Origin of the sequence: Arthrobacter stackebrandtii (assembly GCF_017876675.1) — a bacterium.
Taxonomy (GTDB): Bacteria; Actinomycetota; Actinomycetes; order Actinomycetales; family Micrococcaceae; genus Specibacter; species Specibacter stackebrandtii.
This window is the reverse complement of sequence record NZ_JAGIOI010000001.1, coordinates 836,944-848,373: the sequence shown is the minus strand read 5'-3', so window position 1 is coordinate 848,373 and position 11,430 is coordinate 836,944. Positions and strand designations below refer to the sequence as shown.

Below are 11,430 nucleotides of genomic sequence, written 5' to 3'. Positions count from 1 at the left end.
GATGGATGCACTCCAGGGCAGGCGACACGCCCGCCGGCAGGCCACTATCGAGGAAATCCTCGCCGCCGCCGTCGAGTTGATGGCGCGCGACGGGGTGGCCGGCATGTCGCTCTCGGCCGTGGCCCGGGCCGTCGGCATGAAGCCGCCGTCGCTGTATGTGTACTTCCCGTCGAAGATGGCACTCTACGACGCCCTCTTCGCACAAGGTGCCGCGGAGCTGCTGGTTGCCGTCAGAGGCGCCGCGGCAGACCAGGCGATCCCCGCAGGCGATCCCGTCGCCGCACTCCTTGCCGGTGCCCGCGCCTACGTGGACTGGTCTCTCGCCAACCCCGTCAGCGCCCAACTGCTCAACTGGCGCCCCGTGCCGGGCTTCCAGCCGTCGGCCGGGGCCTACGCGCCAAGCGCCGCCATTGTCGCTGAAACGCGGGCGCTGCTGACGCTTGCGGTCGAGCGGAACCGGCTCACCCCGGCTGCCGCCACCGACGATGCCGTGCTGCTGCTCACCTCGGTGATTGCCGGCGTCGTTTCCCAACAATTGGCCAATGAGCCGCACGCCGGTCCCGGCGAAGGCCGGTACGCCCGGCTGCTGGACCCCGCCCTGGAGATGTGGCTGGCCCGCTACACGCCCTGAGGAGGGCACCATGAATTCCGCCATCCATGCCTCCACCGTTGAGGCCACCGGCAAGGCTGCTGCCGCCGATGCCTACGTCTCCGTCATGACCGCCCTGGCCGGCTCCTTCGACGCCCTCACCCCTGCGCAGTGGGACTTGGACACGGAGTGCACTGGATGGACCGTCCGCCACCTGGCTGCACACCTGTTGGGTGCCCAGGAGGATGCCCTTGCCATGCCAACGGTGCTGTGGCGCCGGGTCAGGGGACGACGGCGGTACCCGCACCTTTCGCTGTTGGACGCGGCCAACCAGGTGCAGGTTGACGACCACGCCGGGCTGTCCGCCGCCGAGCTGTGCAGTGCGTACCGGGACAACATTGCCAAGGTGGCCCGCCGTGTGGCGACCTTTCCGCGGGTCCTCGCCGGACTTGCCGTGGACAAGACCATGGCACCCGGAAATGTGCCGCTGCGGCTGGGCTGCCTGTTCAACGTCATTTACCTGCGGGATGCCTGGATGCACGGCTTCGACCTCGCCGGGGCGACCGGGCAGCCACGCGCGGCCACGACTGCCGATGCCCTGGTGCTGGGGCAAATCATGCGCGACACGGCCACGGCGTGGGGTGACGGACCCGCCGTCGAACTTGTTCTGGCCGGGGAACTGTCCGGAACCTGGCAACTGGGGGATGGTGATCCCCAGGCACTGCTGCGTGCAGACGGGATCGAACTCTGCCGCAGCCTGTCGGGCCGGGTGGCTGAAACCGGAATCGCCACGGTGTCCGGGGACCCTGGCCTTGCCGAGAGGCTGGGTGCGGTGCGGATCCTGTTCTAGCCGGATCCATGACGCAGTAGTTGGACTGGGAATGCGCTATCCGGGTATTTTTCGTACAACAACTGCGTCATGGATTGTGGGGCGGGCGGGTGGGGTGGTTGGGTTCAGGCCAGCCGGGCGTAGATTTCCACCGGGGCCAGGATTCCAGCCTTGAAGGCGGCCAGCAGGTTCACGATCGCGTCCTTGTCTACGCCCGCCGGGCCCTCGCCGGCGATGGCGTGCTCCAGAAACTCGATGCCCTCGGCCAATGGCTTGGCCTCGTAGTCCACGTCGAAACCTGCCTGGGCCAGGGCATCGCTGTAGGCCAGCGGCGGCTGCACGAACGACGTCTCCTCCGAGGCGGCCCAGGGCAGCGGGAACTGCTCAAGGTCCCCGCCCAGCAGCATGACCTCGTAGACGGCAAAGACGCTGCCCGGACGCAGCACGCGGGCCGTTTCCGCGAACACCTTGTCCTTGTCGCGGATGTTCATGCCCACATGCACCATGAGGGCGGTGTCAAAGGAGTTGTCCCCAAACGGCAGGGCCAGGATGCTGCCCTGGCTGAAGGTGACCTGCCCGGAGAGCCCGGTGCGTTCGGTCAGCGATCGGGCCAAGTCCACGAAGGCCGGGGTCAGGTCGACGCCATGGACCGTGGCGCCAAAGTCGTGGGCCAGGTGCCGGGACACCCCGCCCATGCCGGAGCCGAGGTCCAGGACATGGCTGCCTCCGTTGATTCCTGCGCGGCCGGCGATTCGGGTTGTTGCCAACGCCCCGCCGACATGCAACTGGTCCGCGCCGTGCAAATCCGCAGGGGCAAAATGCCCGGGATTCCCGCCGTCGGCTGTGATCATCCCCAGCAGCTTTTCCTCAATGCCGCCGTGTCCATAGTGGGCGGACACTGCCTCCTCGTAGCCCATGGCCCCTCCAAGAAAATCACAAACCGACCGCCGGAGTTCCTGCGATTTTCTGATCCTACTCCCGGCGGCCGGTGCAGGCACGGGACAGTTTTTGGGGCGGAGTTCCCGGCCGGAGAAGGGGACCGGAAGTCAGGAGGAAGGAGGGCTAGAGGCGGCGGCGGATGGCGGCGGCGCGCATGACGCTGGCGCCCATCATGAGGAACGCCACGGGCAGCGCGATCATGGCGATCCAGTTGAAGCCTGGCCACGGCGTGCCGCCGGCCCACTTGCTGACCAGGACCACAATGAGGGCCAGCAGCGCCAGCACGGCGAAGCCCATGGCCGTGTAGTTGAAGATCCGCCAAGTGCGGCTGACAGGTTGCGGTGCGGAATATAGCGGACTCATGCCCATAACGCTAACAGCGGACAGTTACAGGGCAAAGCCGCAGCAATTCCCCCGACACGGTAATCTAGAAGCTAGTAGAGCTGTACAACCTGTCACTGCAGGCATCGCCCGCCAGATTCCCGCCCCCGATCATGGGCCGCCGGAGAACGGCGAAGAGCAACCGCACTGGCAAGGAACCCGGCTTACACCGACGACTTTTAAGGGGTAAAGCAAGTGCCTATCGGCAAAGTGAAGTGGTACGACAACGAAAAGGGCTTCGGCATCATTGCCGCCGACGACGGCCGTGAAGTCTTCCTGCGCGCCAACGCCCTCCCGGCAGACGCCGGTGACATCAAGCCCGGCATGCGCATGGAGTTCGGCGTGGCCGACGGCCGCAAGGGCGCCCAGGCCATGGCCGCGCGCATCCTGGACCGTGCGCCGTCGGTGGCGAAGGCCAAGCGCATGCCCGCACGGGACCTGGCACCCATCGTCCAGGACCTCGTGTCCCTGCTGGAACGTTCTGTAGGATCCCTGACCAACGGCAAGTATCCTGACGGAGATGCGGGCAAGATCGCTGCCGCACTGCGCAAGGTTGCCGACAACTTTGACGCGTAACGGTGCCCACCATGACTGAACTGCCCGGCGATTCCGCCGCCCCTGCCAGCGAGAGCGCAGCACCGCGTCCCGGTGTTCCCGTGTGGCGCGTGGGCAAGCCCGACGCCTTCCTCGCCGCCGACGTGGCCACGGCCCGCAACGCCATCCTGAGCATTGCAGCCGACGCCGAGATCGGTGCGCACCTTGGCGCCCGGAGCGAGGGCGTGCGTTGTGTGACGCACCTGTTTGAGTCCAAGAAGGACGGCTACCGCGGCTGGACCTGGTTTGCCTCCCTGGCCCGCGTCTCGCGCGGCAAGGAGTCCACCGTCAACGAGGTTGGCATGCTGCCCACCGAGGACTCCGTCCTGGCCCCACAGTGGGTTCCGTGGGCCGAGCGTGTGCGTCCCGAAGACCAGGCGGCTGCCGAGGCCGAGGCTGCCGCCCATGCTGAACAGAGGCACGACGACGGCGAGCACTCCGCCACCGGGGATGGCGACGTCACCGACGCAGGCCACGACCACGACGGGGACGGCCACGACGCCGCGGACGACGCCACAGAGGCGGACGGAGAGAACTAGATAGCGAACCAAGGTTCGCGCACGGCTTGGGCCCCGCCATTCTTGATGGCGGGGCCCAAACATTTAACGCTTCATTGCCGCCGTGGCGCCTGCGCGGGTGGGTGCCGTCGGGCGGTGGCGGCCCTGCAGCTGTGAACTAAAAACAGCCCGGGCCGCTTCCAGAGTGTGGAAGCGGCCCGAACTGTGTCGGCTCACTTTTTGTGGCACGTCACTGTTAAGACAGTGCAACTGCTAATACAGTGCGGCTGGCTAGATGTTTTCAATCACGTAGTCGATGCACTTGGTCAGTGCGGTGATGTCTTCGGGGTCGATGGCCACGAAGGTGGCGATGCGCAGCTGGTTGCGGCCCAGCTTGCGGTAGGGCTCGGTGTCCACGATGCCGTTGGCGCGCAGCACCTTGGCCACGGCTGCGGCGTCAACGGACTCGTCAAAGTCGATTGTGACGATGACGTTGGAGCGGTCCTCCGGGTTCACCACGTACGGGCTGGCGACGGCTGACTCCTCGGCCCAGGTGTACAGGCGGCCTGCAGAGTCGGCGGTGCGTGCGGAGGCGAAGTCGATGCCGCCGTTCGCGTTCAGCCACTGCACCTGGTTGTTCAGCGTGACCAGGGTGGAGAGCGCAGGCGTGTTGTACGTCTGGTTCAGCAGGGAGTTGTCAATGGCTGTGGTCAGGCTCAGGAAGTCCGGCACCCAGCGGTCGGAGGCACCGATGCGCCTGGCCCGCTCAATCGCAGCGGGGGAGAACAGCCCAAGCCACAGGCCGCCGTCGGACGCGAAGTTCTTCTGCGGCGCAAAGTAGTAGACATCGCTTTCGCGAACATCCACAGCCAGGCCGCCGGCAGCGGAGGTGGCGTCCACCAGGACGAGGGCTCCCTCATCTGCCCCGGCAACGCGCTTGACCGGGGCTGCAACGCCGGTGGAGGTCTCGTTCTGCGGCCAGGCGTAGGCATCCACGCCGGCCTCGGCGACGGGCAGCGGGCGCGTGCCCGGCTCGGCCTTGATGATGGAGGAGGCGTCCAGGAACGGTGCCTTGTTGGTGGCGGCGGCAAACTTGGAGCCGAACTCGCCGAAGGAGAGGTGCTGGGCCTTGTTCTCCACCAGGCCGAACGTTGCAACATCCCAGAACGCCGTGGAGCCGCCCACGCCGAGGATGACTTCATAGTCGTCGGGGGCGTTGAAGAACTGCTTCAGGCCGCTGCGGACGTCGCCCACCAGGTTCTTGACGGGTGCCTGGCGGTGGGAGGTGCCCAACAGGGAAGCCCCTGCTTCGGAGAGCGCGGCAACCTGCTCGGGGCGGACCTTGGAGGGTCCGGCACCGAATCGGCCGTCGGCCGGGCGCAGGTTGGCAGGAATGGTGAGGGGCGTGGATTCGCTCACGAGTTGCTCCAAAATTTAAGCGATGGAAGACATTGAGTTGCCTAAGGGCTGATGCCAATTCTGCCGCAGAACTACGCTGAGAGGAAAAATCCGTGACTTGCCGAAATATAGTTCGACGGCGGAAGGTTGCCTTGGGCGGGTGCAGTTACCTTCGGGTAGGGCATTCAGGCTAACGTAGAGACGGTGGTCTTTGCCCAAAATTCTTGCCCAATATACAGGAGGATGCTGACGTGGCTGATCTAATTGACACGACCGAAATGTACTTGCGAACCATCCTGGAGTTGGAAGAGGAGAACATTGTTGCCCTGCGGGCGCGCATCGCCGAGCGCCTGCACCACTCCGGGCCCACCGTCTCCCAGACCATTGGCCGGATGGAACGCGACGGGCTCGTGATCGTCTCCGGCGACCGCCACCTGGAGCTGACGCCTGCCGGACGCGACAAGGCGACCCGGGTCATGCGCAAGCACCGCCTCGCAGAACGCCTGCTCTCCGACGTCATCGGCCTGGACTGGGCGTACGTGCATGAGGAAGCCTGCCGCTGGGAGCATGTCATGAGCGAGCGGGTGGAGCAGCGGTTGTTTGACCTGCTGGGCCAGCCCGACGAGTCTCCGTACGGGAACCCCATCCCGGGGCTGGAAGAGCTTGGCGGGACCGTTGCGCCGGAGTTTTCTGCCGGACTCGTGACGCTGCTGTCTGCCATGAGTACTTATGCGCCGGGCCAGCGAGTGATTATTCACAGGTTGTCTGAGCGGATCCAGGTCGAGCCGGAGCTGCTGCAGCAGCTCGATGAGGGCGGATTGCGCCCCGGGGCCCAGATTTCGCTGGCACGGGCAGGGGAGTACATCTCCGTCCGGGTGCCCGGGATCGAGGGTGCGCTGGAGCTTCCGCCGGAAGTTGCGTCACATGTTTTCGTCTCCATGAGTTAGAGTTTCCTAGTGTCGTCCGACCGGGTGACACACAGGTATTGATGATCTAGGTAACGGAATTATTACGTTTACCGGTTTTACCGTATAGTAATCATCTGACGCCGTAACCAAAGCGTTACCATCCTGCGACACCGAACCTTGCCTTCGCAGGCTGGACAGTAATCCGTAAGGCAGGGGCGGGGGAACCACTTTTGACAGGCAATCCAGCCTGTCTTGGGGTGAAGCCCACAAACAGCACAACTCTCTTCTGGCGCATTCCGTTGGATTGCGCCATGGCTTGAGCTGTGCCAAAAGCGTGGGCCGGATCAAAAGCACGACTCTCTGATCCGAATCCGACAGCTAACTTCGCAGGTGCATTATAGAGAGGTTTTTTGTGTCAGATGTTAAGCAGCGGGGGCGCCGTCGTGCGTCGTCGCCAGTAACTCACGTGCCTGCTTCCACATCAGGAGGCCGCCGTGAAGCCATTGCTGCAGAACGCGCCAGTGCACCCTCAGGCGTTTCCATGGCCCAGTTGCTGCGTGCAGGCGCCGCCAGCGGTGCCGGACAAAAGGTTGGCGTGGCCATGGCCGCAACTGGCCTCGTCCTGGCCGTCACCCTGCCGTCCACCCAGGCCCCGGACACGCTGCATGCAGCCCCGGAACAGTCCGCCTCCGTCGAGACCATCGTCACCGCAGGCGCCGAAGTTCCCATTAGTTTCGCAACCCCAGACGTTGCCAGTGCCCTGAACCCGGACGGCCAGCTGAAGGAGACTCTGAAGGTCCAGGCCTCCAATGTCACCCTGCAGGCCTCCAAGGGGACCCTGTCCGCACCACTGACAAACATGGTCACCAGTTCCCCGTTCGGCGGCCGCATCAGCCCCATCACGGGTCAGGTCGGCGAGATGCATACCGGCCAGGACTTCGCCATTGGCTGCGGCAACAGTGTGCTTGCAGCGGCAGGCGGGGTTGTCACCTTTGCCGGCTGGCACCAGTATGGCGGAGGCAACCGCGTGGTCGTGGACCACGGCAACGGCCTCTCCACGTCATACAACCACATGAGCAGCATCAACGTTGCGGTGGGCCAGGAAGTCCCGCGCGGCGGCATCGTGGGCCTCAGCGGCACCACAGGCGCCTCCACCGGCTGCCACCTGCACTTTGAGGTCATCGTCGATGACGAGACTGTCGATCCCATGGGCTGGCTTTAACTCCTCCACAGCCCGTCTTGGGTTACGAGTTAGTCACAGGACCGTGACCTTAACGTGACATAGCCAAAAATGTGTTGTAACGTCGTAACCGCGCCAACTTCGAATCAAGTTGGCGCCCATGAGTGGATTGCCTAGCTCTGCCACTGCTCATGGTCCGTTCGTATCAATCGTCTGGCAGGGGCGGGGGAACCATTATTTGGATCTTGCACCATGTGCAAAGTCCTTGGGGTGAAGCCGCGAAGCGTTCAACCACCTGGATGGGAAACTATTCCAGAAGTGTGCCAACGTGGAGCGGCCGGGTGACTCCCATCCGAATCCGACAGCTTACCTCGCAGGCTTTGGGAGAGGAATCCTTCTTGGCTTCAAATACTGCCCTCGGGCGCCACCGCGCCGAGGTTGTTAAAACCGGCACGATTTCCGCCCTTACTAAAGCCGTCAGCTCCAACGTCGGCGGGGTTGGTCGTCAGGCCGTTGTTGTAGCAGCAGCATCTGGCTTGGTTTTGACATCCGGCATCGCAGCAAATGCAGCAACTCCCACCGTGGAGCGCGCATCTGACGGTGCAACAACGCTGAACCTGAAGTCGGAGCTCGCATCCGGCATCACGGCAGCATCAACGGTGAAGATTTCATTCGCCACTCCCGCAATCACCTCCACCCCGGCTCCTGTTGTTGAGGCACCGGCAGTTGTAGAGGCACAGAGCAACGACGTTGTCGCAGTCGCCGACACCACGGCCGCTCCTGCAGCAGCCGTCGAGGCGCCGGTGGCAGCACCCGTGGAAGCACCCGTGGAAGCACCGGTGGAAGCACCTGCCGCGGCACCTGTCGTCACTACCACCACCCCTGAAGAAGCTCCGGCTCCTGTAGCCCAGAGCGGAATTGGCGCCACCATCGCCAGCGCCGCACTGGCCCAGGTTGGCGTTTCCCAGGACTGCACCGCGCTGGCCTCCAACGCCTTGGCTGCAGCTGGCATCAACTACCACGGCTGGCCTGCCGGCTACCTGAGCCTTGGCCGGACGGTCTCCGCCGCTGAAGCTCAGCCCGGTGACCTGATTTACTACGCAGACGGCGGCGCGGGCCTTGCCCACATTGCTGTTTACATTGGCAACGGCCAGGCCGTACATGGTGGATGGAATGGTTTCACGACCACTGTCTTCTCCGCCTACGTCGGTTCGGGTCCCGTTTTCATTGCGATGGGTCACTAAAAAGACCATCATCATCCAATGAACCCCGTCCACGGACGGGGTTCATTGATTTAACGGCTCCCGTGATCCCGAAACGGCCGCACGGATCACGGTGCCTGCCCGCGTGGAGCAAAGGCGGCTGCCGAGGAATACGACGGCCTCCGCAGCCGCCCGTCAGCCTGCGCCGTCCCCGGGAACCGTCAGGCTGGCTCAGCGCCCCTGGAGGTGTCGGTTCTGCCAGGCCCGGCGCCGCTTCCGTCGCCGAGGTGCCTGGCTCCGAGCCCGGTTGCCCGGCCGCCGTCCACCGCGCTTCTCGAGCCATCCCCGGCGGCGATGCCCGCATGCACCTTCGCTTCACGACCGACGCCGGCCTCCCCGCCCGTGGCGGTTGCGTCGGCCGGCATGCTCCGGTCAATGGTGGTGGCCAGCGGGATCTCCTTGACGAACAGCAGCAGGATCCCGGCCAGGACCAGCAGCGGGACCATGTACACGAAGATTGGCGTCAGGGCGTCGCTGTAGGATCCAACTACAATGGAGCGCAGCGGCTCCGGCATGGCCCGCACCAGGGCCGGCGTCAGCGCATTGATCCCGCCACCGTCCCCGGAACCGCCCACCCCCGAACTGGGCAGGCGCTCGGTCAGCAGCGAGGCCAGACGGGTGGCGAACAGGCTGCCCACCACGGCCGAGCCCAGCGAGGCACCGATCTGCCGGAAGTAGTTGTTGGAGGCCGTGGCCATGCCCACCTGGGAGTTGGGGAACTGGTTCTGCACAATGAGCACCAGGATCTGCATGGACGTGCCGAGCCCGATGCCCATGATGGCCAGGTAGCTGCAAATGACCCACACCGGCATGGCCGGAGACATCGTGGACAGCAGCACCAGCGCCCCGGCCACAATGAACATGCCGGTGATGGGCAGCCACTTGTACCGTCCGGTGCGCGTCACCAGCTGCCCGGACGCGATCGAGGTCAGCAGTACCCCGGCCATCATGGGGATCATGAGGAAGCCGGCCTGGGTCGCGTTGGCCCCGGTCACCATCTGCAGGAACGTGGGCATGTAGGCCAAGGTGCCGAACATGGCAATCCCGGTGATGAGCCCGGCCGCCGTCGTCAGGTTGAAATTGCGGTCCTTGAACAGGTGCAGCGACATGATCGGTTGCTCGGCCCGGTGCTCCACCGCCACAAACAGTCCGGCGGCCAGCAGCGTGCCGGCGCCCATCAGCAGGATCTGCGGCGAGTCCCAGCGGTACTTGGTGCCGCCCCACGTGCTGACCAGCACCAGCAGGGTGGAGGTGAGGCCCAGCAGCGCCATGCCGGCCACGTCCACGCGGGCCTTCACCCGCGGATGCTCCGGCAGCCGCAGGAAGAAGGCCGCGGAGGCTATTGCCAGCAGTCCCAGCGGGATGTTCATCCACAGCCCCCACCGCCAGCCGATCCCGTCCGTGAACCAGCCGCCCAGCAGCGGCCCCGCCACGGACGACAGTGCAAACACGCCGCCCATGATCCCCATGTAGCGGCCACGTTCACGGGCCGGCACCACGTCGGCGATGATGGCCTGCGAGAGCAGCATCAAGCCGCCGCCACCCAGCCCCTGAACGCCGCGGCCAATGATCAGCCACGTCATGTCCTGGGCAAGGCCGCCAATGATCGAGCCGATGATGAACACCGAAATGGCGCCGATGAACAGGCCCTTGCGGCCCATGAGGTCCCCGAGCTTGCCGTAAATGGGCAGCATGATGGTCGAGGCGAGGATGTAGATGGTGATGACCCACAGCATCTCGTTCACGCCGTGGAGTTCGCCAACTATGGTGGGCAGCGCGGTGCTGAAAATGGTCTGGTCCAGGGACGCCAGCAGCATGGTCAGCATGAGGCTGGCAAACACCAGCAGGATGCCGCGCCGGTCAGTTTCGGTGGGCGGGTGGACGGTCTGGGAGGGTGTGCTCATGATGGGTTCCTAGCGGCCGGATGGCAGGCAGGCGGCGGTTGTTGCGGTTGTTTTCTGTGTGAGGCACGACGGCGGACGTCGGCTCCGGATGTTGGCGCAGGCACATGCGCAAGGTGCCTGGCGGACGGCGGCGCGGTATCGGGTTAGGGCCAGTGCTCGTTGCTTGTGATGCGCTTGATCAGCGCGGAGGCCGATTCAACAAGGTGGGCGCGGTCGTCGGTGAAGTTTCCGGCAGCCCACTTCTGCAGGGCAAAGCGCAGCGCTCCGGAGACGAGGGCGACCACCATGCGGGCCTCATCCTCCAGGTCCGGGGTGTCCTGGACAGTCCTGCCGTCGTGGCGGAAACGCTCCATCACATAGCCGACGAAGATCTCCTCCGTCTCGCTGATGCGCTCCTTTTCCTTGCCCAGCAGTTCCGGTGTCTGCTGGATGAGCCGGTGGCGTGCCTGGAACAGTTCCAAGCTGGATTCCGCCTCAACAAAGGTTCCCGCGATGAGGTCGAAGAGCCCGGTGAAGACTCCCGCGCTGCCTCCCTCAATGAAGGCCGTCAGCGCGGCATTGCCGGGCAGCGGCTTCCGGGGGCTGGTGTAGACGCCTTCCTTGCTGCCGAAGTAGTTGAAAAAGGTGCGGGCGGAGACGCCGCAGGCCGTGCAGATCATGTCGACGGTGACGTTGTCGTAACCGTGTTCCAGGCCAAGCTCGATGGCTGCACGGCGGATGGCCAGCCGGGTGGCGGCCTGCTTCCTGCTGCGCAGGGTGTCCCGGGGCGGCAGCCCGCGTGGCAGGGGTTCCGTTGATGCGATGCCCATGGTGGCTCCAATAAAGGTGCGCTGTGTGCCACGCGGTTCCGTTGGGCACAAACAAAATGGTAATTGCAGTTCCTGCAAATATGCAGTGAGTGCACAATTAATTTTCCCTGAACGCCCGTCCCCGGAGGCAGGCCGGAATG

General features: G+C 64.8%; 12 protein-coding genes and 2 riboswitches. Of the genes, 7 read left to right on the top strand and 5 right to left on the bottom strand.

Annotated elements, in window-relative coordinates; genetic code table 11:
• Position 1 precedes the first annotated feature (1 nt).
• Both JOF48_RS03525 and JOF48_RS03520 read left to right on the top strand, forming a co-directional pair.
• Positions 2–631 carry a TetR/AcrR family transcriptional regulator gene (locus tag JOF48_RS03525; protein ID WP_209677354.1) on the top strand — a complete coding sequence of 210 codons (630 nt, stop codon included), beginning with the start codon at positions 2–4 and terminating at the stop codon, positions 629–631.
• A gap of 10 nt (positions 632–641) precedes the next feature.
• A complete protein-coding gene (locus JOF48_RS03520; RefSeq protein WP_209677352.1) occupies positions 642–1,439 on the top strand; it encodes a maleylpyruvate isomerase family mycothiol-dependent enzyme in 798 nt (265 codons plus the stop codon).
• 104 nt (positions 1,440–1,543) lie between these two features.
• Here JOF48_RS03520 and JOF48_RS03515 read toward each other — a convergent pair whose 3' ends face one another.
• Both JOF48_RS03515 and JOF48_RS03510 read right to left on the bottom strand, forming a co-directional pair.
• On the bottom strand, positions 1,544–2,335 hold the full coding sequence (locus tag JOF48_RS03515) for a class I SAM-dependent methyltransferase (RefSeq protein WP_209677351.1): 792 nt from the start codon (positions 2,333–2,335) through the stop codon (positions 1,544–1,546).
• A gap of 145 nt (positions 2,336–2,480) precedes the next feature.
• Positions 2,481–2,720 (bottom strand): hypothetical protein, encoded by a 240-nt coding sequence (locus JOF48_RS03510; protein WP_209677349.1) that lies wholly within the window; start codon positions 2,718–2,720, stop codon positions 2,481–2,483.
• Between the two features lie 213 nt (positions 2,721–2,933).
• On the opposite strand from JOF48_RS03510, the gene JOF48_RS03505 reads away from it, so the two are divergent.
• Both JOF48_RS03505 and JOF48_RS03500 read left to right on the top strand, forming a co-directional pair.
• Positions 2,934–3,314: a cold-shock protein gene (locus JOF48_RS03505; protein WP_203312866.1), complete on the top strand. Its 381-nt coding sequence runs from the start codon at positions 2,934–2,936 to the stop codon at positions 3,312–3,314.
• Positions 3,315–3,325: 11 nt separating this feature from the next.
• A complete protein-coding gene (locus JOF48_RS03500; protein ID WP_209677347.1) occupies positions 3,326–3,871 on the top strand; it encodes a DUF3027 domain-containing protein in 546 nt (181 codons plus the stop codon).
• A gap of 249 nt (positions 3,872–4,120) precedes the next feature.
• Here the strand turns inward: JOF48_RS03500 and serC are convergent, their stop codons facing one another.
• Complete coding sequence (gene serC / locus JOF48_RS03495) at positions 4,121–5,248, bottom strand: phosphoserine transaminase (RefSeq protein ID WP_209677345.1); 1,128 nt, start codon at positions 5,246–5,248, stop codon at positions 4,121–4,123.
• Positions 5,249–5,478: 230 nt separating this feature from the next.
• On the opposite strand from serC, the gene JOF48_RS03490 reads away from it, so the two are divergent.
• The 3 genes from JOF48_RS03490 (at position 5,479) to JOF48_RS03480 (ending at position 8,559) form a co-directional block, all read left to right on the top strand.
• Entirely contained in the window at positions 5,479–6,174 is a 696-nt protein-coding gene (locus JOF48_RS03490) for an iron-dependent transcriptional repressor DtxR (protein ID WP_209677343.1), read from the top strand.
• Between the two features lie 144 nt (positions 6,175–6,318).
• A riboswitch (cyclic di-AMP (ydaO/yuaA leader) is annotated at positions 6,319–6,545 on the top strand.
• A 2-nt stretch (positions 6,546–6,547) separates the two neighbouring features.
• Positions 6,548–7,357 (top strand): M23 family metallopeptidase, encoded by an 810-nt coding sequence (locus JOF48_RS03485; protein WP_425353699.1) that lies wholly within the window; start codon positions 6,548–6,550, stop codon positions 7,355–7,357.
• 142 nt (positions 7,358–7,499) lie between these two features.
• A riboswitch (cyclic di-AMP (ydaO/yuaA leader) is annotated at positions 7,500–7,709 on the top strand.
• 4 nt (positions 7,710–7,713) lie between these two features.
• Complete coding sequence (locus JOF48_RS03480) at positions 7,714–8,559, top strand: NlpC/P60 family protein (protein WP_245346386.1); 846 nt, start codon at positions 7,714–7,716, stop codon at positions 8,557–8,559.
• 179 nt (positions 8,560–8,738) lie between these two features.
• Here JOF48_RS03480 and JOF48_RS03475 read toward each other — a convergent pair whose 3' ends face one another.
• Together JOF48_RS03475 and JOF48_RS03470 are read right to left on the bottom strand one after the other, a co-directional pair.
• Positions 8,739–10,481, bottom strand: coding sequence for an MDR family MFS transporter (locus tag JOF48_RS03475; protein WP_209677337.1), 1,743 nt, complete (start codon positions 10,479–10,481; stop codon positions 8,739–8,741).
• A 143-nt stretch (positions 10,482–10,624) separates the two neighbouring features.
• Positions 10,625–11,290: a TetR/AcrR family transcriptional regulator gene (locus JOF48_RS03470; RefSeq protein WP_209677335.1), complete on the bottom strand. Its 666-nt coding sequence runs from the start codon at positions 11,288–11,290 to the stop codon at positions 10,625–10,627.
• Positions 11,291–11,430: the final 140 nt, after the last annotated feature.

Bases quoted from the DNA above. Each gene is read 5' to 3' on its own strand.
- JOF48_RS03525 (WP_209677354.1), top strand. From the start codon at position 2: ATGGATGCACTCCAGGGCAGGCGACACGCCCGCCGGCAGGCCACTATC.
- JOF48_RS03520 (WP_209677352.1), top strand. From the start codon at position 642: ATGAATTCCGCCATCCATGCCTCCACCGTTGAGGCCACCGGCAAGGCT.
- JOF48_RS03515 (WP_209677351.1), bottom strand. From the start codon at position 2,335: ATGGGCTACGAGGAGGCAGTGTCCGCCCACTATGGACACGGCGGCATT.
- JOF48_RS03510 (WP_209677349.1), bottom strand. From the start codon at position 2,720: ATGAGTCCGCTATATTCCGCACCGCAACCTGTCAGCCGCACTTGGCGG.
- JOF48_RS03500 (WP_209677347.1), top strand. From the start codon at position 3,326: ATGACTGAACTGCCCGGCGATTCCGCCGCCCCTGCCAGCGAGAGCGCA.
- JOF48_RS03475 (WP_209677337.1), bottom strand. From the start codon at position 10,481: ATGAGCACACCCTCCCAGACCGTCCACCCGCCCACCGAAACTGACCGG.
- JOF48_RS03470 (WP_209677335.1), bottom strand. From the start codon at position 11,290: ATGGGCATCGCATCAACGGAACCCCTGCCACGCGGGCTGCCGCCCCGG.